Below are 23,717 nucleotides of genomic sequence, written 5' to 3'. Positions count from 1 at the left end.
ACTCGTGCTGTGCGTGTTGCAGTCATTCCTGTCTTTACCATCAGGCCGATACCTTGAAACGGGAAACGCCGTTGCGCAAACCGTTGGATACCAGATTCAGTTCGTCGATGGCCTGACTTGATTGCTGCAGCGATTCAACGGTCTGCTGAGCGGCTTCGCTCAGTTGCAGCAGCGCCTGATTGATTTGCTCGGCGCTGTTGGCCTGTGCCTGCATGCCTTCGTTGACCATCTGGAAGCGCGGCGCCAGCGCCTGCACTTGCGCAATGATCTGCGACAGTTGCGTGCCGACCTGCTGGACTTCGGACATGCCGCGACGCACCTGATCGGAGAACTTGTCCATCCCCATGACGCCGGCGGCGACTGCCGACTGGATTTCCTTGACCATCAGTTCGATGTCGTAAGTGGCAACTGCAGTCTGATCAGCAAGACGGCGAATTTCAGTCGCGACGACTGAGAAGCCACGGCCGTATTCACCGGCTTTTTCGGCTTCGATGGCGGCGTTGAGCGAGAGCAGATTGGTCTGGTCGGCGACCTTGGTGATGGTGGTGACAACCTGATTGATGTTGCCGGCTTTCTCGTTGAGGATCGCCAGCTTGCCGCTGACCGAACCGGCCGCGTCCATGACGTCGTGCATCGTCTCTTCCATGCGCGTCAGACCGCCTTGACCGCTGCCTGCCAGTGTCGCCGCCTGTTCTGAGACCAGCGAGACTTCGTTCATGGTGCGCACCAGATCACGCGAGGTGGCGAAAATTTCACGCGAGGTGACGCCGATCTCTGTCGTCGTCGCCGCAGTTTCAGCAGCAGTGGCCTGCTGTTGCTTGGAGGTGGCCGCGATTTCGGTCACCGAGGTCGAGACCTGAGCCGAAGATTTTTGTGCCTGCCCCACCAGCGCGGTCAGCTCATCCGTCATGCGGTTAAATCCTGCGGCCAGATGCGAGAACTCATCGCGGCGCTCAAAGTACAAGCGCTGCGAAAAATCGCCGGCACGCATGACGTCGAGGATTCCCATCAGGCGTTCCATCGGGCCGGTAATCGCGCGCAGCAGGAAATAACCGCACACGACCGCCGCCGCCACCGCTGCAATCACGGAGATCAGCATGCTGGTCTTGGCTTGCGTCACAGCGTCGGTAATGCGCTGGGCGGAATCGTCGGAAATGGTCTTGTTGATCTCCACCATCTTTTGCGTCAGGGCGTAACCCGTACGCCAGGCTGGGCGCAGTTGCTCGGCAATGATTTTGTTGACGGCAGGACTCGGACTGGACAGATCCATCTTCAGGATATCTTGCTGAATCTGGCGATAGGCCATGCGCGCCTGCTTGAACTGGTCGAACAGTGTACGGTCGCGTGTGGTGTAGATGGTCTTGTCGTACTCTTCCTGCAAATGATTCAGGCGCTCGCTGTTGGCGCGCAACAGGGCGATGTCGGCCTGACGTGCGGCGTCGCTTTCGTCAACCTGAGCAATCTGCTGGCCCAGCAGCAGGTTCTCGTACCAGGCGGCGTTGATCATGGTGCTGTAGTACAAACCCGGCGTGGAGTCCTGCCGCAGGCTTGTCGCCTCGTCATCGATCTTCGCCAGGCGCGTGGAAGCCACTACCGCCATGATGACCATCAGGATCAGGATGACCGCAAAACTGCTGAGTAGTCGCTGTTTGATCGTCCAATTTTTCATACTGAGCGGGCTTTCCTGAAGAAGAGATGCGGTGCAACGGCACGAGCAGCGCAAAGCTGCGTAGAGCTGCGTGAGGCGAAATTTATTTTGCAAAAATATCGATAAAACGCGAGATTCTTGCTCCACCGGCATTATGGCCGAATCGTTGCCGTATTGCCATACGTGAAAACAGCGGATTCCCGCGTGGAGCCTGCTTTTTGGCCAAAAATAGAGGGCATGCCCCGACCCGCGGCCGAAACCCGGCGCAAACCCGCAAAAAACTCAGGCCGCAGACGCAAAAACGCCGGCGGCAGAAAGGATCTGCGCCGGCGTTGGAAAACTCACTCTATCTCCACCTCTGGCTTACACCAAAGGGCTTGAATCATGGAGCCTGAATCAGTTGAAAATGACCGTTTTGTGACCGTTAAGCAGGATGCGGTGTTCTGTAAACCATTTCACCGCACGCGCCAGCACCACGGATTCAATATCACGACCGATGGCGGTCAAGGTATCCGGCCCCATCGAATGATCGACACGCTCCACGCCCTGCTCAATGATCGGGCCTTCGTCCAGATCGCTGGTGACAAAGTGGGCCGTGGCGCCGATCAGCTTCACGCCGCGGTCATGCGCCTGATAGTAAGGCTTGGCACCCTTGAAGCTCGGCAGGAAGGAATGGTGGATGTTGATGGCGCGACCTTTGAGCGCAGCACACATGGACGGCGACAAGATCTGCATGTAACGCGCCAACACCACCAGATCGATCTGGTTGGCTTCAACGATTTCAAGGATGCGCGCTTCTTGCGCCAGTTTGGCGTCTTCCGAGGCACCGGCTGCCAGTGGCAGGTGATGAAACGGAATGTTGTAGCTCGCCGCCAATTGATAGAAATCAGTGTGATTGGACACGATCGCCGGAATCTCGACCGGCAACAGGCCGCTCTTGTAGCGGAACAGCAGATCGTTGAGACAGTGACCGATCTTCGACACCATCAGCATAACGCGTGGCTTGGCGGCGGCGTCGTGCAGTTCCCAATCCATGTTGAGCAAGCCGCCCAACACAGCGAAATCGGCCCGCAGCGCTTCGTCGGTGACGCTGGTGTCTTCCGAAGAAAAATGCACGCGCATGAAGAACAGCTTCGATTGCGCATCGCCGAACTGCGCCGAATCAATGATGTTGCAGCCGTGATCGGCGAGAAAACCCGACACGCGATGCACGATGCCGCGCTGGTCGAGACAGGAAATGGTAAGAATGTATTCCGGGTGGGTCATAGTCAATCTTAAAAACACAGCCGTCCGCTGCTCCGTACCTTACCGGGATGTTTCCCGAGTGCAGTAAAAAAGCATATCGAAGGACGAAAAAGCGCTATTGTCGCATGCCCGGCGCACGCGCACAAAGCCCCCGCCTGCCCCACAGGCGGATCGGAAAGGTAAAAACGAGGCCCAACGAGGAAAATGGAGACGCGCAAAAAAGCTGCTCCCGCCCCGGATACGCCTTGAAATGGAGTGTCAAGGCAGCACGAAGCAGGCAGCGATTTTCGCCGCGCAAACATGCCCTTGCCCCGTGCGCAGCAATAAAACCGTCCGGACGCCGCCCGGAAGGCTTCATTTGCGGTGACAAGAACAAACACCGCTGCTGCTACAAACAACGGCGATGCGTTTCCGCGAGACAGACGCAGCTACCGGCACAGCGACATGCACACCGATCAGTGTGCTAATCCACGCCTGACTGAGGCTCTCCGTGGTTCAGGCCCTGAGGCCCTGGCTGAATTACGCGGTTTTAGCTTGCAAAAGTTCGCGCTGCTCCGCTGCGCCGCCAACCTGCACGTCGCCGCTGAGCTGGCCGCCCTCTTCAATGACCAGTTTGCCGTAACGGATTTTGCCCGAAACCCGGCCGCTGGAATAAATAACCAGCTTTTGACGCACGGTCAGATCGCCGTCGAAATCGCCGCGAATTTCTGCCAGATCGATTTCCGCCGAGCCCTTAAAAGCACCCTTCTCTGCGATCTGAATCACACGCGAGTCCATCGTCGCTTCAACACGGCCTTCAACAACCAGCGTGTCGCAGTCATTGATTTCCACGCCCTTCAGTTTGATGTTGGGACCGACGATCAGCTTGCTGCCCATTTCGCCGGAGCCGGAGCTCGATTGGGAGCCGGTAGAAGAAGATGGTGTGTTGGTCATATTGTTCGTCTTGGACACATTGGATACGCCCGGTTGCGTCAAATTGTTACTGGCGCTGAAAGGGGAATTTGGCGAATTGGTCTCTTTTTTGCCAAAGAGAGTTTCTGAGCGAAGCATGGTATCTCCTGAAGATAAATGTGCGGTGCAAGACGTGGCACTGATAAAACGAATCGGCGATGCGTTCATCCAATTTTTCAATCGCGATGAACATCTCCGCCGCGGAGGGCGAGATCGCTGAAAAGCTGATGCCGACTGATGTTGAAGGACACGAGCTGTGCAATGATCTCAGCGTTTCGGCACATCAATAAATAGAAAGTTCACGAGAATTTTGTAACAGTGAAATGAGATCGCAAATATTTTCCGCGTGTGCGCGCATCACATTTTCGCGCTGCGAATTTTTTGCGCTGAGCTAACTGTGTCTGCTATTTTTCGACGACGTTTATTACTGCGAATGTCTGCGCCTTCATCGCGCAACACGTCTCGCAAACGTAGAGAGGCAACCGTACTGATCGAGCATACGTCACCCCAATTTGCGCGGCACTTTACGTCTTCAACCGGCGATTCATTCAGCGCATCCATTCGTCGTATTTAACTACTCGCGACTGCTTCCCGATGTGATCATTCGAAGTCAATACGGCGATATGAAGCAATGCAAGTGCTGTTACATTTTTTTGAGAAAGGATCGCGACCGACGAACTCGCGCCGCGCCCAAAAATGTAACCGGACGCGCTTGACTTTTTTAAGGCCGCAAGAGATTCTTTGGCGCACTCTGAGGGATCAATCAACTTCAAAAACAAACGGATGGGGAACACATGAGCGACACTTTCGACCAACCCGGCCAGCCCGACTTCCCTGCCAGCCCGAATTTTTCCGCACCACCTGCACCACCTGCACCACCTGCGCAGGCTCCCGTGGAGGCATTTTCTTTCAGCGGACGCGGGTCCGAATACTTCCGCATCTGGATCGTCAACCTGCTGCTGTCGGTCGTCACGCTGGGGATTTATTCCGCCTGGGCCAAGGTACGGCGGCTGCGTTATTTTTATGACAACACCACGGTCGCAGGCACCAGCTTTGAATATCACGGCAACCCGATGGCGATTCTCAAGGGTCGCATCATCACTGTCGTGCTGCTGTTCGGCTATCAGTTTGCGTTCAAGCTCAACGCCCTGATTGGCTTGCTGGTGCTGATCGCCTTCATGGTGGCGATGCCTTGGCTGATCTGGCGCAGCTTGCAGTTCAAGCTCTATAACACCAGCTATCGCGGTATCCGCTTCGGTTTTCGCGGGAACGCTGCCGGTGCCTACAAAGTGTATTTGTGGCTGCCGCTGCTGACTTTCTTCACGCTGTATTTACTGACACCATTTACACACCAGCGTATCAAACGCTTTCAACATACTGAGTCGCGCTTCGGCGCCAGCCATTTTTCTTTCGATGGGTCGGTGGGCGCATTTTACAAAACCTATCTGATCGGCTTCGGCATTTACCTTGCCGGCTTCGTTGCCATTTTGCTCACGATCGGTGCGAGCGCTTATCCCTTCGTGGGCGATCAATCGTTCGGCGCCGGACATGTCTTTTCGTTCGTGCTGGTGATTCTGGCGCTGTACGCCTGGACTTTCCTGATGTATCCGCTGTTTCTGACGCTGATGCAAAACCTGATCTGGAATCACACCAAGCTTGGCGAACACGGTTTTCGCAGCGAGATGCGCTGGGGCCGCATGATGTTCATCGCCTTTACCAATATCATCGGCATCGTTTGCACATTGGGCTTGTACACGCCCTTCGCTCAGATTCGTGCGCTGCGCTATCGGGTGGAATCGATGAGCCTGCATCCTGCAGGCAGCCTGGATGACTTCATCGCTGACAACGAACCATCCGGTTCGGCCATGGGCGAAGGCATGACGGACTTGCTCGATTTTGATTTGTCGCTATGACGACAGCAGTCGCCGCTTTTTATTTCGACGGTAAAACCTCACGCCGCCACGCCGTCACGCTGGAGGTGATTGACGGCATGGCGCGTATTTACAGTAGCCATGAGAGCTCTGGCGATACAGCCCCTATGGAGCGCGTGTGCCCGATCACACAGTTGAGGGTATCCGAACGGCTCAGTCGGGCCGCGCGCAAGGTGACCTATCCAGATGGTGCCTATCTGGAAATCCAGGATCAGGCAGCGTTCGCCGTCTTACTGGAGAGCACCAGCCATCGCGACTCGTTGGTGGTGCGTATGCAGCAGAACTGGCGCGCGACGTTGGCGGCTGCGGCCGCGCTGATCGTGCTGCTGATCGTGAGTTACCTCTACCTGCTGCCGGCTGCCTCCGGTGTGATTGCGCGCTCGTTACCGATCAGCGTGGAACAGCGTATCGGCGAAGGTGCACTGGACTTCCTCGATAAACATATCCTGGCTCCGACGGCGCTGCCCAGCGCGCAACGGGCAGCAATCACGGCGCGCTTCAAGACGCTGACGGCTTCGATGGATGCGGTTGAGCCCATACCGCCGTACGAGATCGTCTTCCGCAAGAGCCGCATCGGCCCCAACGCCTTTGCCTTGCCTTCCGGCCAGATCGTGCTGACCGACGAGATCGTGACCATGCTCAACGACGACGATGCTGTGATGGGCGTGCTGGCGCACGAACTGGGCCATCTGCAGCGGCGCCATCTGATGCGCAGGCTGATCCAGAGCTCGGCCATCGGCGCGGCGGCAACGGTGCTGTTCGGCGATGTTTCTGCGGTGATCGCCAACATACCAACCGTCTTGCTGGACATGAAGTATTCGCGCGATGTCGAACGTGAAGCCGACGACTATGCCATCGCTCTATTCAAGGCCAATGGCATGAGCCGTCAAAAGCTGGCCTATGTATTTGAAAAGCTGGGAGAGAAAGAAGCCGGTGGAGGCGGCGTACCGCCCTATCTGTCCAGCCACCCCGCCAGCGCCGAACGGGTGGAACGCATCCTGAACGCGCGATAACCTGATCTATCAGATTGAGCAGCGACAGTTGTAACGATCACCGTCGCTGCCCCGCCCGAATCTGTTGAACTCAGGCCGGCACCTGATCCAGAAAGCCGGTTACGCTGCGCAGCCGTCCCTCCTCCAGCACCGCGAAGTCGGTTCCCTTGACCATTGCTTCTTCACCATCGAGACCCAGCGCCCAGGAAAAACGCAGATGGTCGCCATGGAAATCCGGCTCACCGATGCGGCTAAAACGAAAGGCCGGGAAGCGTTCATGCACTGCCGCTACCAGTTGCGAGATACCAGCATGGCCATCGCCTTGCATCAATGGATCGCGGTAGCTGGCGTCGGCGGTCCAGATTTCGGCAATCAGGCCGGCGCGGCGTACAGCGTCGGTTTCGTTCCAGACCGCAATGTATAGATCCACGAGATTGTTCATTTGTTCGCCAGTGGCGGTTGCCGAAGTTGAGTGGCTTGAATGCGTTGTACTGATTGAATTTGCCATGCTGAGCTCCATAAAAATTAAGAAGAAAGCGAAAAGTGTGACCGCTGTCCGGCACGTCCTGCAGTACGGCAAGCGCAACGTCAGGCACATCATTGCGCAGGGCCTGATGCCGGACAATTACCTCGGAGGTAATGTGATCTGCAGCATCGATACGCTATGATCGACGCATGATCACGACACCTACGCTCTCACCTTCCTCCTCGCCTGCGCGGTCGGTCAGCGACATGTTGCGCGACTGGCGCCTGCGCCGTCGCATGAGCCAGCTCGATCTGGCCTGTGAGGCTGAAATTTCGACGCGCCATCTGAGTTTTCTCGAAACCGGGCGCTCGCAAGCCAGTCGTGAAATGCTGCTGCGCCTCGCAGAGCGATTGGAAATACCTTTGCGCGAACGCAATGCCTTGCTGATGGCCGGCGGCTTCGCCCCGCTGTTTCCGGAACGGGCACTGCATGACCCCGCTTTGCTGGCGGCACGCAAGGCGATCGACCAGATCCTCACCGGACATGAGCCGTTTCCTGCTTTGGCGGTCGACCGTCACTGGAATCTGGTTTCTGCCAATCGCATCATTCCTCTTTTGCTGGCGGGTGTTGAACCTGCGCTGCTGGAAGCACCAGTCAATGTCATGCGCCTGACGTTGCATCCGCAAGGACTGGCGCCCCGTATTGCCAACTTTGCAGAATGGCGGCAGCACATGCTGGATCGTCTGCGCCAGCAAATTGCCTTAAGCGCCGATCCCGTCCTGATCGATCTGAACAAGGAGTTGCACGCCTATCCGACGCCCGGCCACGATGTGCCTTCAAATGAACAGGCGCTCTCGCCCTACGCCGCCGTGGCCGTGCCTTTTCAACTGAAGACAGAATACGGCCTGCTGTCATTTTTCAGCACGACAACAATTTTCGGTACGCCGGTCGACATCACCTTGTCCGAACTGGCGATGGAATGCTTCTTCCCCGCCGATATGGAAACCTCGGCAGCGCTGCAGCGACTGCTGCCGTAGCTCACAAAAATTTCCATACGGCATCATCGACGCTTGCATGCAACGTACGGCTACCGTAGTTCTACGCGCCCTCCATATTTGAGAAGATCCATCTTTACATTTCGCACATGTGTGCTAAATTACGTCCCATGGATACCGTCATTCCCCGTACCGCCAAAAGCGAACTCACCCTGGCAGCCATCGTCGACACCGCCCTTGATATGGCGCAAAACGAAGGCCTTGAAGCCTTGTCGCTGGGCGAAGTCGCCAAGCGCCTGAACATCAGCAAGAGTGGTGTCTTCTCGCGAGTCGGTTCGCGCGAGGCCTTGCAACAAGCGGTACTGGATGAATTCGACCGGCGTTTCGTTGAAGAAATTTTCAAACCGGCCATGTCCTTGCCACGTGGGCTGCCGCGCCTGAACGCGATGATTCGCAACTGGCTGCAGCGCACGAGCAATGAGGTCGGTTGCCTCTATATCGCGGGTGCCTTTGAATATGACGACGTCGACAACCCGATGCGCGATCGTATCAAGCAAAACATCCTGCAATGGCGCGGCATGCTGCATCGGACGGTAGAACAAGCCTTGGAAGAAGGCCAATTGCGTCCGGATACCGATCCGGAACAATTGGTATTCGAACTGTATTGCCTGATGGTCGGGCTGATGCACGATGCGCGCTTCCTGCGTGATCCCAAGGCGCTGGAGCGCGTGCGGACGGCGTATGAACGCTTGATTTCAACCTACCGCAGCTTTAATTATCACGGTTGATTTCGCATCTAGTTCTATCCGAGGGCAAGCTTTACAGATTCGGCCGGTTTGTTTTTCAGACAAAAATTCGTTTTTGCATTTTTTTAAATTAATTTCGCACTATCGTGCTAAATAGGGAGAGCATCATGTTGGTTACTATCGGCGTCATCACTTTGCCCATCGGGGCGTCACTCTTGTTCCAACTGCTGCAAACCATCAAGCTGGTGCCAAATCAGAATGAAGACTTCGTTTTCATCTGACACAACGCCCGAACGGAACAGACGCATAGGAAAAAGAACCGAAAACTTGCTGCCAGCCCGCCCCCCACAGCGCGCCGACAAGTTACAGGTAAGCAGGTGTAAAACGCCGTGAACTGAGCGCTCAACGGGAACAATATGTGGCCATGCCACTCCATATCGTGATTCAATGATCGCTGAGCTGTGCACGACGCCTGTAGCGCAACTCCCGTTGTATGAGCCCCTTCATGACGCCACCTTTTTAGCCTGCCGATGTCCACGCCCGAACCAACGCTGTCCGCTGAAATATTCCCCGATCGCCAACTCTCCAGCCTCTCTTGCATGCTGGCGCTGCTCATTGCCGTCATCAGCTGGTTTGCACTGAGCGCCCAGACCGACATCACTATCGACCGTGTGCTGGTGCGCGGCATGACCGTACTGGATGGCGTGGAGCGTTTGACGAGTTACCTGACCAATCTGACGATCTTGCTCAGCGCCGTCAGCTTTTCTGCATTGGCCCTGCGCAACAGCAATCCGATCAGCAGCTTCTTCCGCAAGCCGCAAGTCATCACGGCGGTGGTCGCCTATATGATTTTTGTCGGCATCGCTTATAACGTGTTGCTACGCCAGCTGTGGCAGCCGACCGGCTTTCGCGCCCTGGTCAATGAAAGCCTGCATACGGTGACACCGCTACTGTCGATGGTGTACTGGATTTTTTTCGTACCGCGCTTCCAGCCAAGTCTGAAGAAAAGCCTGCTGTGGCTGATTTATCCAATGTCCTATCTGTTCATCACCTTGTGGCGTGGCGGCATGTCCGGTTTCTATCCCTACCCGTTCATCAATGTGAATGAACTCGGCTATCCGCACGTTCTGCTCAATGCAACAGGATTGGTGGCCGGCTTTCTGGTGCTGATGGGCTTGCTGATCTTTATCAACGAATCCGGCAAGACCCTGCTGCTGCGACGTTGACTCGCCCGGCACGGCTATCTATCGCCGGCAACACAAACATTGCCGAATCGCAATTTCCGTGACCGCACGAAATAATCAACAGGCTTCGCATCATGCCGGCGGCACCTCGTCCACCGCCTCATTCCAAACGGTATGTAAAAAAATGTTATGAAAAGTTGGCGCAGGAGCCGTTTCTTTCTCAAGTTGTGACATATGCGACCGATATAGGCTGTAGACAGACTGCACTTCCTTATTGGAGCATGACCATTTCTCTCACCTATATGCCTGATCCCGCTACAGGCAGACGCCGCAACCCTGCAACCCATGACGCCATCCTTGACGCCACGTGTGTCCTGCTGGATGAAATCGGGTTCGACAAGCTTTCTCTGGAAGGCGTGGCTGCGCGTGCAGGTGTCGGCAAGGCGACGATTTATCGCTGGTGGCCCAACAAGAGTTCGCTGGCGATGGAAGCCTTGCTGCGCGAAGTCGGCCCTACCGTGGCCTTTCCGGAAACAGAATCGGCCCGCCATGACGTCGAGAACCAGATCCGCAAACTGGCCAAGCTTTACCGTGGCAAGACCGGTCGCGTCGTATGTGAAATGATCGGCCTGTCGCAATTCGACGCAGAAACCATGCGTCTCTTCAATGACAACTTCCTCGACCCACGTCGCAGTGCCGCAAAACAAGTCTTGTTGCGCGGTATTAAAAACGGTGAGTTCAAGGAAGATCTCGACTTCGATGTTGTTTTCGACCTGCTTTACGGCCCGATTATTCAGCGCATGCTGATGCGTCATGCCGGTATCGACGAGCGTCATATCGACTTGCACGTTGCCCTCGTGCTCGACGGTATCTCTCACGCAAAACCAAAAACCGAATTAATTTAACAACATTCTCGTAAGTTTTGTTGCGTAGTAGGAATTTTGCACCTAAAATCCAAGACGAAACGTATCGTCTTGTTTTTCCTATTGCATAACAAACTTATCTGTCCACGTTGCTGCGAATGCTATTTGCTGGCAATAACAAGGATGGATCTGTCACATCAGCGAGAACCGTAAATGCCTTGTCACCGTTTGGCTGCTTCCGGTCAGCCAGAGAACCGCATGCATTTGTGCAGTACGGCCCCGTCGTCGCGGATAATTTCGCGCGTCGTTTCGCACTCTCTTTCGTCGGCTCCTTCACTCGTATTTTCGCTGATGCCTTCTGCGCGCGGTCGCTTGACCATTTGCAGTGACGTGTCACGACGCTTGTCCGTCAGAAGGCACGTAGCCGTTCGCCATGGCCCGGGCACCCTGATATCCGCACGAATGCTGCCATGATGTGATCCCACGCAATAGCGCTGTGAAGAAATAAGAAACCAAACAAATTCAACCAAGCCAGTTTGCAAATGCGGGGGCACTATGCAAAACGATGTCGCAAATCATACCGTCAATCTGAACCATCATCACGGCGATCGCGATGAGCGGAATGATCACCACAACGCGCTATGCAGCGCCAACGCCGGATCTTGCCGTGTGGCGGTACATCGCACATGGTTCTTCTGGAGTTTTATCCTGATCCCCGTGCTGGTGATTCTCGGCTGGTCGCAATACGTCTCGGTCAAAGGCCCCGTCCCCTGGCTGGGTCTCGGCAACATGCAGCAGGCCGAGCACTGGAGCGATTGGATGCGCTATTACGTCTGGCTGCAACTCGTGTGGCTGCCGGCCAACATGATGATCTTCCTCATCTGGTGCGCCCTCGGCGTCAGGATCTGGAACTGCAGGAGACTGTCGCGTGGCCAGTGCAATTGAGTTCAGTCGCCGTCATCCGCGCATGTCACATTCACGACATCGGCGATAGCCGATATCAGTGACTATCCGATTCAAGGCGGGTTCACTGCCGCAGTTTTCGCCGAACTCCTTGCCGCGACTATCGTGCCAATCGCGTTGTAGATTGTCACCGCGAAAAACACAATTCACGACCACGATGCGGACAGTACATCCGCCCATTTGTGCCTACCAAACGGTAGCGACAATCATCTCTCTTTATGATGCGCAGAATCGTATAAACCGTACGAACGTTTCTATATAATCATTTACCAATATCAAATCTGCCCGGTGCAGATCAATAAAAACAAAATGGATTAAAGAATCACATCGACCGGGCCGATCACGCATTATGTGCATTCACATCACAACGAGATATCACTCTATAAGCAGACGACAGTGAAGAAGCGTTTACTCAAAGTCATCAGCATTCTCTCGTGGCCTGTTGGCTGCCTGCTTCTTGCCATGTTGATGTGGTCCCTGCTGCTATCCCGGCTCAGCGACCGGGAAGCCGAAATCGGCAAAACAGCAGTTCAAGAGGCACGCGCACATTCCAAATCGTATGCAGATCAGTTGGCCCGTTCGGTTTCTCAGGTTGACCAGATCACGCTCAATCTCAAGTACTACTGGACCTATACCAACGGGAACCTAAGTGTAGAAGACCAGCAACGACAAGGTCTCTATCCGACGTCCGCTTTGTTGTATGCCACGATTTCCGATCGTGACGGTATATTGAAAACCAGTTCGCTGCCGCTGAAAGATCTGGTCAGCGTGGCAGAGCGCGATTATTTCGTCACGCACAAATCACATCCGAACAGTGGATTGCTCATCAGCAACCCATCCGTCGGTTTGCGTTCGCAACGCACGCTGATTCGTTTTTCTCGCCGCCTCGATACCGCAGACGGGACTTTCGATGGTCTGGTGATGGTGGCGGTGGAACCGGCCTTCCTCGCACCCTCGCAGGATGAATCCGCCATCGGCAAAAACGATTTCATGGCACTGTTCAAGCAGGATGGCACCGCGCTGGTATCGCGTACAACCGAAGCGACTATCGCCCAGCAAAACATCTTCAAATCCCTGCCTGCATTGTCGGGCGATAGCGGCGTCAGCGTCATGCCGGGCTCTGCCTTCAACGACGGAGAAGAGCGCATCGTTTCCTGGTATGCCCTGCACGACTATCCCCTGCTTGCCGTGACCGGCATGTCGACCAAAGATATCTACGCATCCTTCCGCGAGCGCGCAAACGATTACACCGTCATCGCAACGGCATGTTCGGTTTTCCTCGCGTTGTGCGCATTGGTCGGCACGCTGCTGTCGCTGCGTCTTGCCATTCGCAAGAGCGAAGCCGAAAAAGCCCGTGAAGCCTACGGCGTTGTCACCGAAGGCGGCAATGACGGCTTCTACATGTGGCGCGCGGTGCGCAACAAGGCAGGCACCGTGATCGACTTTGAAGTGCTCGATTGCAATGAACGTGGCGCGACGGTCTTCGGCAAGAACAAGGCTGAGTTCATTGGCAGCTACATGTCGCGACACTATTCCCCGGCATATTTCGTCAAGCTGCTGCCGACATTTCAGAAAGCCATGGAGGTCGGTCTCTACGAAGACGAGTACATGATCCCCGACGACAGCCCGCTGAAGTCGACCTGGCTGTATCGCAAGATGGTGCGCAACAAGCTAGGCCTCGTGATTACCGTGCGCGACATCAGCGAAGCCAAAGCACATGAGCTGGCCCTGCTCGAACAGATCAATACAGACGAACTGACCGGTCTGCACAACCGGCACTGGGTTATCGATCATCTGCACAAAGTGCTCAATGATGCCGCCAGCGAACGACGCGGCTTTGCAGTGCTGTTCCTCGATCTGGATGACTTCAAGAACATCAATGACACCATGGGTCACTCCAGTGGCGACATGCTCTTGCAATCAGTCACGCAGCGCCTGCAAGAACTGCTCGCCGCGAATGCGGTCGCATCGGAACTCGACAATCCGCGCCCTTTATCACCGATGAAAAACGAACTGGTTCGTTTCAGCGGTGACGCGTTCACGATCATCCAGCAACAAAGCGGGAGCGTCGAAGATGCCGCTCAGCTCGCAGAAAGCATTTTGCAGGCATTCTCCCGCCCGATCATGCTGTCCAACCAGAGCATATTGCAAGTCAGTCTGTCGATCGGCATCAGCATGTATCCGCGCGATGGCGACAGTGTCGATGCCTTGCTCAAACATGCCGACACTGCCATGCACGCTGCCAAATCGGATGGCAAAAAACGCTTCCGTTTTTATCAGCCGCAATTGTCTGAACGCCTGCAGATAAAACTGGAAAATGAAAACGCCCTGCGCCTGGCAATTGAACGCGATGAGTTTATCCTGCACTTCCAACCACGCGTGAACACGGCGACTGGTGAATTCTGCAGTATGGAGGCACTCGCGCGCTGGCAGCACCCCGTACGTGGCATGGTGTCGCCGCTGGAGTTTATTCCGGTGGCAGAAGAAACCGGTCTGATCCTCAAACTCGGCGAGTTGATCATTCGCAAGGCCTGCGCCCAACTGGCGCAATGGAAGGCGGAAGGATTGCCTGCATTGCCGACGTCGGTCAATGTCTCTTCGCGTCAGCTCAACCAGGGCAATCTCAATACCATCATCGCCACGGCACTCAGGGATTACGCCATCGATCCGGCACAAATAGAGATCGAGCTGACCGAATCCTGCATGATGGCCGACACGCTTGAAATCGCTGAAGAACTGGCGTCGTTCCAGGAGCTGGGGATCAAATTATTGGTCGACGATTTCGGCACCGGTTATTCATCGCTGTCGCAGTTACAGCGCCTCGATCTCGACGTACTGAAAGTCGACAAGGCCTTCACTGCCGAGCTGGGCGTACGGGCTGAAGGTGAAGTCTTCTTCAACGCGATCGTCTCCATGGCACATGCCCTGCATATGACCGTCGTGGCGGAAGGCGTGGAAACCGTGCAGCAACTGCAACTGCTGCAAGCGCTCGGCTGCGATGAGGTGCAAGGCTATTACATCTCGCACCCGCTGCCGGCGGCGGAGATCCCGGGATTGATGCGTCGCCGCTATCTGTTCCCTGTCTCTCCGCTCACACCTGCCTGATTGTTATTTCGCTTCGACCAGCACTGCCTTGCTGGCATCGGCCGGCTGATTGCCTTCCATCACGATGATGCGGCTGGAGCCGGTTGTTGCAACCGGCGACGCGCCGGGCGCTGCAGGTTCCCGCAACGGCCCGATGGCGGTACCGTTGGCGACACCCTTGGCATCGGTAAGGAAGCGCGCCACCGGTGCCGACTGGCCGTCCAGATAGACACTGTAGGTGGTCTGCGGCTTGAGCTTGAACAGCGAGACTTCCAGCGCATCGATGACGCCCAGATTACGCGACACGACAAAGCCGCGCGCCGGTTCCGCAGACTGTACTACCGCCTGCAGGCGAATGTTCAGCGGATCGCTATTGACACGCGGCACCAGATTGCTCGTACCGCCATCCGCGCCCACCACATGCGACAGATACACCAACGCTTGCGGCGCTTGCCCGCCGCCGACATGTGCGATCACCTTGTTGCTGGCCGGGTCGATGACTTCAACGCCATCACCGTTTTCCAATCCCACATAAATGCGGCTGCTGTCATCGGAAGTCCATATCCCGTGCGGTAATGCGCCGGTCGGAATAGTCGCCACCAGCTTCGCCACCTTGTCGGTGGTGAATACCTTGACCACGTTCTCGCCACCGATCGTCACATACGCCAGCACCTTGCCATCGACCTTGGCGAAGGACAAATGGTTGGTGATGAAGCCGGTATCGATGACGCCGGTCACTTCCATCGTTTTGGTATCGATGCGGGTGACCTTGCCGACATCCTTATGTGTCATCCAGATTTCCTTGTAATCCGGCGTGAATTGCAGGAAAGGTGAAAACGGGCTGACTACGTCGATCTTCTTGATCACTTGATGCGACTTGACATCGATCACATCAACTTGCGGCGTGAAGCTCGATACCGCGAACGCCAGTTTTCCATCCGGCATGAACTGCACCATGCCCGGACCGACCCCGGTCTGGATACGGCGCGTTTCCTTAAAGCTGACCGGATCGATAACCGAGATGTAATCTTCGCCGCGCACCACTACCCACACTTCCTTGCCATCGGCGCTGAAGAAACCTTCATGCGGCGAACGGCCGACATAGGTGATGCCCTTGACTTGATTGGTCGCCGTATCGATGAAGGTCACCGAGTTGGAACCGTTGGACACCACCAGCAAGGTCTTATGATCCGGTGAGAAGCCCATGCCGTGCACATTGATCTGTCCCTTGTACAGCGGCGACAGCACATCGGGACGCGGATTGCCAAGGCGGATTTGACCGACCAGCGTGTTGGTAGCCGGGTTGATGACGGTCACGGTGTTGCTGTTCTGGTCGGCGGTATAAACGCGATCCTGCGCCGATGGCAGCGCCCACGCCGCCTGAGCAAACAATACGGACACCGCGCTGGCGATGAGAGAGATTTTTTTCATATCGATGTTGTCCCTGGTGTTGGTGTAAAAAAATTCAAAAAACGACTGCGTAAAACTTATTTATTTGTCTTGTCTGACTTGCCGGTCTTGTCAGCGTGACGCTGGAGCCATGCCTGCATGACGCGGATTTCGTTTTGCTGTTCGGTGATGATGCCCAGCGCGAGATTGCGGATTTCCGGATCGTCGGAATACAGCAGCACTGCTTTGGCCATATCCACTGCGCCCTGGTGATGCGGCATCATCATGGTGATGAAGTCGTGCTCTGCGTTGTCATTCATCGGCGCGTGCGTCATGCCGTGATCCATGACGGCCATGGCGTCATCCATCAAACCGGAAAACGGTTTTGCGGTACTGGCGATGAAGACTGGTGGTGCATCTTTAGCAGTGGTGGTAGCAGCAGCCGGTTCTGCACCATGATGATGGTGCATTCCCTGCATGCCTTGCATATCCTGCATTTCCTGGGCGATGGCGTTGCCGCTGGTGCATAAAAAAACCGCAGCCATGACCACCGAACCGGCTATCACAGCTGCTGCAGCGACATGGCGGTGTGGACGCACAAAACGGTTCACTGCCGTCAGTGTTGTTTGCATTAAAACCTCCTCTTTTTCTGTTGATCGCATCAATACGGCGCGCCACAGGTAAATCAACCTGTAAGCAGCACATACGATCAGTCTAGAAGCCGAGCGGAGTTAAACGGATGACAAAGCGGTGACAAATTTGTCATGCTTCCGCCCGAATGGACGGAAGCAATCAGAACAAATTAATTGCGGAAGACAGTGACCGGCGCGGCGCGATAGTCGGAGGGGTACATCTGTTTGAAATTTTCGATCTTGGGCAGATCGTAACGTGCAATATAGCCCTGCTGCGGATGCAGTGTGGCGAAGTCCTGATGGTAGTCTTCAGCAGGATAGAACGCCGCAGGCTGCAGTGGCGTCAATTGCGTAACGATGCGCGCCGGGTAGACTTTCGCCGCATCAAGCTGGGCGATATAGTCAGTTGCAATACGCTTCTGATCGTCGCTCTGATAGAAGATCGCGGAGCGATATTGCGTGCCCATATCCGGCCCCTGACGATTGAGCTGCGTGGGGTCATGCACAACGGAAAAATAGATCTGCAAAATCTTTCCGTACGAAATCTTGCGCGGATCAAAAGTTACCTTGACCGACTCGGCATGTCCGGTGGAGCCGGAACCGACCATGTCGTAATGCGCATTCTCCTTGCTGCCACCGGCGTAGCCCGACACGGCGCTGGTCACGCCAAGCGTGTGCTGAAACACCGCCTGCACACCCCAGAAGCAACCGCCCGCGAGAACTACGGTTTCGGTTGTTGCGGTGGAAGCTGCCGGGGCACTTTTTGGTGCCGGAATCTTGAATGCGGATTCCGCTGCCTGCGACAACGGGATCTGCATCGTCATTGCGGCTGCCGCCAGCATCACCGGCAAGCCGAATTTCTTAAAATGCGCTTTCATCATTTACTCTCTTTCACTAAACCCACACCGGCGTCACGCCGGGAAAACAATTGCGTCAGTTGCTGACGATTTTTTTGCGACAAGATACGCATCAGCAGCAAAGCAGCCACGATAGTCGTGAACAGGATCGGCTGCGCCAGCAAATTCTTGCCTGCCTTGACCCACCAGAAATGCAGCACACCCAGCGGCACGATGACGTAGGTCAGACGATGCAGCCATTGCCAACGCTTGCCGCCGAGACGGCGCACCATGGCATTGGTACTGGTAATCGCCAACGGAATCAGCAATGCAAAAGCCAGCACGCCGATGGTGATGAAAGGACGCTTGACGATGTCCTTCCACATTTCCTGAAAATCGAAGAAATGATCGAGCCAGAAGAAGATCGTGAAATGCAGAAACACATAGAAGAACGCATACAAGCCCAGCATGCGGCGCAGGCGCACCAGCCAGTTCCATCCCGTCAGCCGGCGCAGCGGCGTGACCGCCAGCGTGATCGTCAAGAAGTACAAGGCCCAGTCACCGGTATTGCGCGTGATGAACTCGATCGGATTGGCGCCGAGCTTGTCCAGGAAAACGAACAGCACCAGACGCGCCAAAGGCAACAAGGCCAGTACGAACAAGACGTTGCGCAGGTATAAAACCTGCCTCGTCGAGAGATTTTTCAATGCGTTCAGTGCGTTCATCTTCCTACCCTGCTTAAAAATACTTCTTGAGATCCATGCCGGTGTACAAACCTGCAACGTCGTTGTAACCGTTGAACATCAAGGTCTTGCGCTTGCGGGCGAAGAAACCGTCTTCACCGATACGACGCTCAGTCGCCTGCGACCAGCGTGGATGATCGACTTCAGGATTGACGTTGGAATAGAACCCGTATTCCCGCGCGGCGTACATATTCCAGGCGGTCTTCGGTTGTTCCTTGAGGAAGCGGATCTTGACGATGGATTTGGCCGATTTGAAACCGTATTTCCATGGCACCACCACACGTACCGGTGCGCCGTTCTGATTCGGCAGCACTTCGCCATACATACCCAATGTCAGCAAGGTCAGCGGATGATTCGCTTCATCCATGCGCAAACCTTCGGTGTACGGCCATTGCAAAATCGGATCGGACAAGCCCGGCATCTGCTTCTTGTCGGCCAGGGTAACGAATTCGATGTACTTGGCGTTGCCGGTCGGATCGGCCTTCTTGATCAGCGCCGACAGTGAATAGCCGATCCAAGGAATCACCATCGACCAGCCCTCCACACAGCGCAGACGATAAATACGTTCTTCCAGCGGAGCCAGTTTGGTCAAGGCATCCAGATCCAGCGTGAAGGGCTTTTTCACTTCGCCTTCGATGCTGACGGTCCAGGGATTGGTCTTGAGCGTCCCTGCGGTTTTAGCCGGATCAGACTTGTCGGTACCGAATTCGTAGTAGTTGTTGTAGGTAGTCGCATCCTGATAGGCCGTCGGCTTTTCCATCACGGCATACGAACTGTTGAGCTTGGCTGCCAGCTTGCGCGCGGTGGCGGACTGGGCAAACGCGTTGCCCGATCCGATCAGACCCATGCCGCTGCCGGCGATGGCGCCTGCGGCCATCTTCGCGATGAACGCGCGGCGCGAGGCAAAAACTTCCTGCGGTGTGATCTCTGAAGCAAGAGGAATATCGATCTGGTCGGGACGGATTTTGATCAGCATGGCGTTTTCCTGAAATAATGAATGGGTTCGGTCTGTTGCCCTGAGGCACCTTGGATGAATAAATACCGCGACAAACAAGCGTTCACTGAAGGTAAATCATATCGCGGAAGGCAAAAGACTTTTCTCGCACGATCATCCTAGGGCATGCGCAGTGTCATCAACATGGCATTTTGATGACAAATTTGTCATCGTTCAGGCCATGGCGAGTTGTTAGAATGCCTCCATGAAAGGCGCATCCGCAACTATTCAGCAATTGTCGCAGCGCCGCAGCAACACCGTAGCAACACTCACCTGGAATTCCGTATGGCCATCCTTGTCATCGAAGACGACCCCAAAACCGGCGACTACCTCAAAAAAGGGTTGCGCGAATCCGGCTATACGGTCGATCTGGCGCGCAACGGCACCGATGGCCTGCACATGGCGATGGAACAGGAGTACGACCTGGTTGTGCTGGATGTCATGCTGCCCGGCACCGACGGCTGGCAAGTCATGAGCGCCCTGCGTGCCAAACGCGACCTGCCGGTCATCTTTCTCACGGCACGCGATCAGGTGGATGACCGCATCCGCGGGCTGGAACTGGGTGCTGACGACTATCTCGTCAAACCCTTTTCTTTCACTGAACTGGTGTTGCGTATCCGCACATTATTACGCCGTGGCGTCACGCGCGATGCAGAGGTGTATCAGGTCGCCGATCTGCAGCTGGATCACGTACGTCACAAGGTAACGCGGCAAGGCGTCAATATCGTGCTGACCAACAAGGAGTTCCTGCTGCTGCATCTGCTGATCAAGCGCCGTGGTGAAGCCTTGTCACGCTCGGTGATCGCTTCGCAAGTCTGGGACATGAATTTCGACAGCGACACCAACGTCGTCGACGTTGCCGTCAAACGGCTCCGTGCGAAGATCGACGCCCCTTTCGAAAAGAAACTGATCCATACCGTGCGCAGCATCGGCTACATGTTCTCGGAAACACCATGAAAGCATCAGCATGAAACCATGGCGTTCCTGGACGCTGGCCTTCCGCGTCAGCGCCCTTTTCGCGCTGATCGCCTGCCTGGTCGTCACCGGCCTGGGAATGTACCTCTACAACTCGGCACGGCAGTCGTTGGAAATTCGCGCCGATTACACGCTGATCGGCCGCGTCGAACATTTCCGCAACCTCCTGCACGATCTCTACAACGTCGAACAGATGGAACAGCGTCCGGCGCTGTTTGAAAGCATGCTCGGCAACGAGCAGGATGTACGCATTTTTCGCCGTCAGGGCGAGGCGCCTTTCATCAACATCAATCCCGACAACCTGACGCCACCACCCATGGCGCCTGTCGCAATCGGCATGCCGCTGGCAATCACGTCGCTGCACGACGGCATGCGTGCCGACGGCGTGCGCGTGCGCTGGGTAGCCGCGCTGGCCGACGTCGGCAATCACAACGATACGGTGGAAATCGTCGCCGCCTACGTCATGACGCAAGAGTCGCGCATGATGACGGTGTATCTGTGGCGCGTGATCGCGGCGGTGGCCTTGACGGTATTGCTGACCGCAGTGCTGGGCTTTGCCGTATTGCGCCGCGACCTGATGCCGCTCACACGCATGAGCAGGCGCGCGGCTGAAATCACGCCGACCAATCTGAGCACCCGGCTGCGCGAAGAAGACGCACCGGCTGAATTGCGTCAGCTTGCCAGTGCCTTGAACGCCATGCTTGATCGCCTGGAAAACGGCTACGAACATCTGTCGCAATTCTCCGCCGATCTGGCGCATGAGATCCGCACGCCGGTCAACATCCTCATGGGCCAGACACAAGTCACGCTGGGCAAGCGCCGCAACACTGAAGAATATGAACAGCTGCTGGAATCCAATCTTGAAGAACTGACGCGCCTGTCGCGCATCATTGAAAACATCCTGTTCCTGGCGCAGGCGGACCACGCCGATCTCACCGTCGACCGCACGCCAATTGCACTGGCAGATGAACTGCATAAGATCGCCGATTATTTTGAAGGCGTCGCCGCCGAGCGCGACATGCATTTTGAAGTCAGCGCCAATCAGGGTGTCGCCTGCCGCGCCAATCTCATCATGTGGCGGCGCGCGGTCAGCAACCTGGTGGTCAACGCCGTGCGCTATGGTGAAGAAGGCACTGCGATTCGCATCAAGGTGCAAAGCAGCGCTGACGGCGTCGTCATCGCCGTAGAAAATCGCGGCGCTGCCATGACGCAGCAGCAGATGGAACGCATGTTCGACCGCTTCTATCGCGGCGACAAATCACGCAGCGAATACACCGAGTCCAACGGGCTTGGTCTGGCTATCGTCAAGGCCATCATGACGCTGCATCGCGGGACGGCTGCGGTGGCGTGCACCGGTGATGGATGGATCAGCTTCAGTCTGTTTTTTCCAGACCGTCAAGACTGATTAATTTTTGCCAGCGTGGAGGTCAAAGCCTGACGCACGCGGCCGACAAGCTCGTCCCAATCATCAGCGATCGCCTGACGGAACAAGCTGGCTGACGGATACCAAGGGCTATCGCTGCGCCCCAGGAACCAGCGCCAGTCAGCGGCTTTCGACAACATGACCCATACCGGCACGCCAAGCGCTCCGGCCAGATGGATGGCCGCTGTATCAACACCGATGACCAGATCCAGATTCGCCACCAGTGCAGCGGTGTCATCAAATGCACGGAGTTGTGGTGCCGGCCAGAGGATGCATGGATTGGCTTGCAGAAAAGCTTCGTCACTCTGGCGGATTTCTGGTTGCAGCAGGATGAATTCGATGTCCTCACTCACGGCAAGCAGCGGAGCAAAAGCTTCAAGCGGAATCGAACGGCGGCGGTCGTTGTGATTGCCTGCATTGCCGGAGCAAACGATGCCGATGCGCATGACATGCTGGTGTTTTTTTTGCGTCAGCGAAACCTGCCATTGCGCCTGCTTCGACGTATCCGCTTGCAGATACGCAGAGCGGGACGGAATCGTTTCCAGCGTGGTGCTGAACACACCAGGCAAACTCATCAGCGGCAATTGCAAATCCACGCGCGGAATGGCGTCCCCGACTGCGATGACTTGAATGCGGCCGCTGGAGGCCAGCGTCTCCATGAGTGCCGTCAATGTTGCTGGGACTTCCAGTACCACCAATGCACCGAGTTCTACGACTTGCTGTGCGTAGCGGCAAAAGTGAATGGTGTCGCCCAGGCCCTGCTCCGCCCACAACAAAATCGTCTTGCCCTCGACCTCGTCTGATCCGTTCCAGCGGGGGATGTCCTGATGCCGTGCCGGATCGGCAAGCTCACCCTGCCAGCGTGACTCGTACAACGGCCACGCACTGTCAAGCCTGCCCAAGGTCAGACTGGTCAGCGCCAGATTGACATTGGAATCTGCATCGCCAGGTTGTAGTGCAAGCGCCTTTTCGCTGCAGGCGATGGATTCTTCATACCGGCACAGACGGCTCAACACGGCCGCCCGGCATGCCCATGCATCAGCAGCATTCGGTGCGGCCGACAGAAGTTGATCGATACACAGCAATGCATCCTCGTTGCGATGCAGACGATAGAGCGTCAATGCCAGATCGAGGCGATATTGCAGGTTGTCAGGCGCCAGCGAAATCGCCTGCTGGATGCTGTGCAAGGCGTCGGCATGGCGTTGCAGTCGCCCGAGCGCTACCGCATGGCGATACCAGATCTCTACGTTTTGCGGCGCCAGACGTAAGGCATGTTCCAGCGTCTGCAAGGCTTCGTCGTTGCGCTGAGCATCCTGCAGCAGCAAAGCTGCGGCGACGTAAATGTCGGCATGCTGCACGCCGGAGGCGATCAGTTGCAGATATAGGCTTAACGCTTCAGTACGTCGACCGGCGTCATAGAAAACACGTCCGAGTTTGTAGCTGACTGCCAGATCGCCGGGCTGGAGTGCCAGCGCGCGGACATACCAGTCGATCGCCTGTTCGTGCAGACCGAGACCGGCAGCCACCGCACCGGACAAATGCAGCAGATTGAAATCGGCAGCGCCCAGCGTGAGCGGTTGCAGAATGGCGTGCGCGGCTTCCAGCTTGCCGTGCTGGAAATACAGATAGGCTTGGGCAATGGCGTCGTTATTCATGC

20 protein-coding genes are annotated in these 23,717 nt (G+C 56.0%); 10 read left to right on the top strand and 10 right to left on the bottom strand.

Annotated elements, in window-relative coordinates; translation table 11 throughout:
* Positions 1–40: 40 nt before the first annotated feature.
* The 3 genes from PQR63_RS11135 to PQR63_RS11125 all read right to left on the bottom strand — a co-directional run bounded on the left by PQR63_RS11135 (position 41) and on the right by PQR63_RS11125 (position 3,943).
* Positions 41–1,669 carry a methyl-accepting chemotaxis protein gene (locus PQR63_RS11135; RefSeq protein ID WP_408167930.1) on the bottom strand — a complete coding sequence of 543 codons (1,629 nt, stop codon included), beginning with the start codon at positions 1,667–1,669 and terminating at the stop codon, positions 41–43.
* A gap of 375 nt (positions 1,670–2,044) precedes the next feature.
* Positions 2,045–2,914, bottom strand: a complete 870-nt coding sequence (gene purU, locus PQR63_RS11130) for a formyltetrahydrofolate deformylase (RefSeq protein WP_408167929.1) — start codon at positions 2,912–2,914, stop codon at positions 2,045–2,047.
* Between the two features lie 498 nt (positions 2,915–3,412).
* A complete protein-coding gene (locus tag PQR63_RS11125; RefSeq protein WP_408168088.1) occupies positions 3,413–3,943 on the bottom strand; it encodes a bactofilin family protein in 531 nt (176 codons plus the stop codon).
* Between the two features lie 695 nt (positions 3,944–4,638).
* Between PQR63_RS11125 and PQR63_RS11120 the strand changes: the two genes are divergently transcribed.
* Both PQR63_RS11120 and PQR63_RS11115 read left to right on the top strand, forming a co-directional pair.
* Entirely contained in the window at positions 4,639–5,757 is a 1,119-nt protein-coding gene (locus tag PQR63_RS11120; RefSeq protein ID WP_408167928.1) for a YjgN family protein, read from the top strand.
* On the top strand, positions 5,754–6,788 hold the full coding sequence (locus PQR63_RS11115; RefSeq protein ID WP_408167926.1) for a M48 family metallopeptidase: 1,035 nt from the start codon (positions 5,754–5,756) through the stop codon (positions 6,786–6,788). Before PQR63_RS11120 ends, PQR63_RS11115 begins: the two co-directional genes overlap by 4 nt.
* A gap of 70 nt (positions 6,789–6,858) precedes the next feature.
* On the opposite strand, the gene PQR63_RS11110 is transcribed toward PQR63_RS11115, so the two are convergent.
* Complete coding sequence (locus PQR63_RS11110) at positions 6,859–7,209, bottom strand: nuclear transport factor 2 family protein (protein ID WP_408168087.1); 351 nt, start codon at positions 7,207–7,209, stop codon at positions 6,859–6,861.
* Positions 7,210–7,442: 233 nt separating this feature from the next.
* Here PQR63_RS11110 and PQR63_RS11105 point away from each other — a divergent pair, with 233 nt between their 5' ends.
* The 6 genes from PQR63_RS11105 (at position 7,443) to PQR63_RS11080 (ending at position 15,089) form a co-directional block, all read left to right on the top strand.
* Positions 7,443–8,270, top strand: coding sequence for a helix-turn-helix domain-containing protein (locus tag PQR63_RS11105; RefSeq protein WP_408167925.1), 828 nt, complete (start codon positions 7,443–7,445; stop codon positions 8,268–8,270).
* A gap of 128 nt (positions 8,271–8,398) precedes the next feature.
* Entirely contained in the window at positions 8,399–9,016 is a 618-nt protein-coding gene (locus tag PQR63_RS11100) for a TetR/AcrR family transcriptional regulator (protein WP_408167923.1), read from the top strand.
* A gap of 488 nt (positions 9,017–9,504) precedes the next feature.
* Complete coding sequence (locus PQR63_RS11095) at positions 9,505–10,200, top strand: Pr6Pr family membrane protein (protein ID WP_408167922.1); 696 nt, start codon at positions 9,505–9,507, stop codon at positions 10,198–10,200.
* A gap of 239 nt (positions 10,201–10,439) precedes the next feature.
* Entirely contained in the window at positions 10,440–11,063 is a 624-nt protein-coding gene (locus PQR63_RS11090) for a TetR/AcrR family transcriptional regulator (RefSeq protein WP_408167921.1), read from the top strand.
* A gap of 513 nt (positions 11,064–11,576) precedes the next feature.
* Positions 11,577–11,966: a hypothetical protein gene (locus tag PQR63_RS11085; RefSeq protein ID WP_408167919.1), complete on the top strand. Its 390-nt coding sequence runs from the start codon at positions 11,577–11,579 to the stop codon at positions 11,964–11,966.
* A gap of 414 nt (positions 11,967–12,380) precedes the next feature.
* Positions 12,381–15,089, top strand: a complete 2,709-nt coding sequence (locus PQR63_RS11080; protein ID WP_408167918.1) for a bifunctional diguanylate cyclase/phosphodiesterase — start codon at positions 12,381–12,383, stop codon at positions 15,087–15,089.
* Between the two features lie 3 nt (positions 15,090–15,092).
* Here the strand turns inward: PQR63_RS11080 and PQR63_RS11075 are convergent, their stop codons facing one another.
* The 5 genes from PQR63_RS11075 to msrP form a co-directional block, all read right to left on the bottom strand.
* Positions 15,093–16,499 carry a YncE family protein gene (locus PQR63_RS11075; RefSeq protein ID WP_408167917.1) on the bottom strand — a complete coding sequence of 469 codons (1,407 nt, stop codon included), beginning with the start codon at positions 16,497–16,499 and terminating at the stop codon, positions 15,093–15,095.
* A gap of 56 nt (positions 16,500–16,555) precedes the next feature.
* The gene (locus PQR63_RS11070; protein WP_408168086.1) at positions 16,556–16,954 is read right to left on the bottom strand and encodes a DUF305 domain-containing protein; all 399 of its coding nucleotides are present in this window, start codon (positions 16,952–16,954) and stop codon (positions 16,556–16,558) included.
* A gap of 305 nt (positions 16,955–17,259) precedes the next feature.
* Positions 17,260–17,970: a peptide-methionine (S)-S-oxide reductase MsrA gene (msrA, locus tag PQR63_RS11065; RefSeq protein WP_408167916.1), complete on the bottom strand. Its 711-nt coding sequence runs from the start codon at positions 17,968–17,970 to the stop codon at positions 17,260–17,262.
* Positions 17,967–18,650 (bottom strand): protein-methionine-sulfoxide reductase heme-binding subunit MsrQ, encoded by a 684-nt coding sequence (gene msrQ, locus PQR63_RS11060; RefSeq protein WP_408167915.1) that lies wholly within the window; start codon positions 18,648–18,650, stop codon positions 17,967–17,969. Before msrQ ends, msrA begins: the two co-directional genes overlap by 4 nt.
* A 13-nt stretch (positions 18,651–18,663) precedes the next feature.
* Positions 18,664–19,644, bottom strand: a complete 981-nt coding sequence (gene msrP / locus PQR63_RS11055; RefSeq protein ID WP_408167914.1) for a protein-methionine-sulfoxide reductase catalytic subunit MsrP — start codon at positions 19,642–19,644, stop codon at positions 18,664–18,666.
* Positions 19,645–19,947: 303 nt separating this feature from the next.
* On the opposite strand from msrP, the gene PQR63_RS11050 reads away from it, so the two are divergent.
* Positions 19,948–20,619, top strand: coding sequence for a heavy metal response regulator transcription factor (locus PQR63_RS11050; protein ID WP_007878153.1), 672 nt, complete (start codon positions 19,948–19,950; stop codon positions 20,617–20,619).
* Positions 20,620–20,629: 10 nt separating this feature from the next.
* Positions 20,630–22,042, top strand: coding sequence for a heavy metal sensor histidine kinase (locus PQR63_RS11045; protein WP_408167913.1), 1,413 nt, complete (start codon positions 20,630–20,632; stop codon positions 22,040–22,042).
* Here the strand turns inward: PQR63_RS11045 and PQR63_RS11040 are convergent.
* Positions 22,033–23,715 carry a tetratricopeptide repeat protein gene (locus tag PQR63_RS11040; RefSeq protein ID WP_408167912.1) on the bottom strand — a complete coding sequence of 561 codons (1,683 nt, stop codon included), beginning with the start codon at positions 23,713–23,715 and terminating at the stop codon, positions 22,033–22,035. The two genes, PQR63_RS11045 and PQR63_RS11040, sit on opposite strands and share 10 nt — an antisense overlap.
* Positions 23,716–23,717 lie beyond the last annotated feature (2 nt).

The organism is Herbaspirillum rhizosphaerae (assembly GCF_046025915.1).
GTDB classification, from domain to species: Bacteria; Pseudomonadota; Gammaproteobacteria; order Burkholderiales; family Burkholderiaceae_D; genus Herbaspirillum; species Herbaspirillum rhizosphaerae_A.
Note: the sequence above shows the minus strand (reverse complement) of the source record. Positions and strands in the feature narration are given on the sequence as shown.

Coding starts and splice junctions, on each gene's coding strand:
- PQR63_RS11090 (WP_408167921.1), top strand. CDS start 10,440: ATGACCATTTCTCTCACCTATATGCCTGATCCCGCTACAGGCAGACGC.
- msrP (WP_408167914.1), bottom strand. CDS start 19,644: ATGCTGATCAAAATCCGTCCCGACCAGATCGATATTCCTCTTGCTTCA.
- PQR63_RS11125 (WP_408168088.1), bottom strand. CDS start 3,943: ATGCTTCGCTCAGAAACTCTCTTTGGCAAAAAAGAGACCAATTCGCCA.
- msrA (WP_408167916.1), bottom strand. CDS start 17,970: ATGATGAAAGCGCATTTTAAGAAATTCGGCTTGCCGGTGATGCTGGCG.
- PQR63_RS11110 (WP_408168087.1), bottom strand. CDS start 7,209: ATGAACAATCTCGTGGATCTATACATTGCGGTCTGGAACGAAACCGAC.
- PQR63_RS11135 (WP_408167930.1), bottom strand. CDS start 1,669: ATGAAAAATTGGACGATCAAACAGCGACTACTCAGCAGTTTTGCGGTC.
- PQR63_RS11100 (WP_408167923.1), top strand. CDS start 8,399: ATGGATACCGTCATTCCCCGTACCGCCAAAAGCGAACTCACCCTGGCA.
- msrQ (WP_408167915.1), bottom strand. CDS start 18,650: ATGAACGCACTGAACGCATTGAAAAATCTCTCGACGAGGCAGGTTTTA.
- PQR63_RS11095 (WP_408167922.1), top strand. CDS start 9,505: ATGTCCACGCCCGAACCAACGCTGTCCGCTGAAATATTCCCCGATCGC.
- PQR63_RS11115 (WP_408167926.1), top strand. CDS start 5,754: ATGACGACAGCAGTCGCCGCTTTTTATTTCGACGGTAAAACCTCACGC.
- PQR63_RS11045 (WP_408167913.1), top strand. CDS start 20,630: ATGAAACCATGGCGTTCCTGGACGCTGGCCTTCCGCGTCAGCGCCCTT.
- PQR63_RS11120 (WP_408167928.1), top strand. CDS start 4,639: ATGAGCGACACTTTCGACCAACCCGGCCAGCCCGACTTCCCTGCCAGC.
- PQR63_RS11085 (WP_408167919.1), top strand. CDS start 11,577: ATGCAAAACGATGTCGCAAATCATACCGTCAATCTGAACCATCATCAC.
- PQR63_RS11040 (WP_408167912.1), bottom strand. CDS start 23,715: ATGAATAACGACGCCATTGCCCAAGCCTATCTGTATTTCCAGCACGGC.
- PQR63_RS11105 (WP_408167925.1), top strand. CDS start 7,443: ATGATCACGACACCTACGCTCTCACCTTCCTCCTCGCCTGCGCGGTCG.
- purU (WP_408167929.1), bottom strand. CDS start 2,914: ATGACCCACCCGGAATACATTCTTACCATTTCCTGTCTCGACCAGCGC.
- PQR63_RS11070 (WP_408168086.1), bottom strand. CDS start 16,954: ATGCAGGATATGCAAGGCATGCAGGGAATGCACCATCATCATGGTGCA.
- PQR63_RS11050 (WP_007878153.1), top strand. CDS start 19,948: ATGGCCATCCTTGTCATCGAAGACGACCCCAAAACCGGCGACTACCTC.
- PQR63_RS11075 (WP_408167917.1), bottom strand. CDS start 16,499: ATGAAAAAAATCTCTCTCATCGCCAGCGCGGTGTCCGTATTGTTTGCT.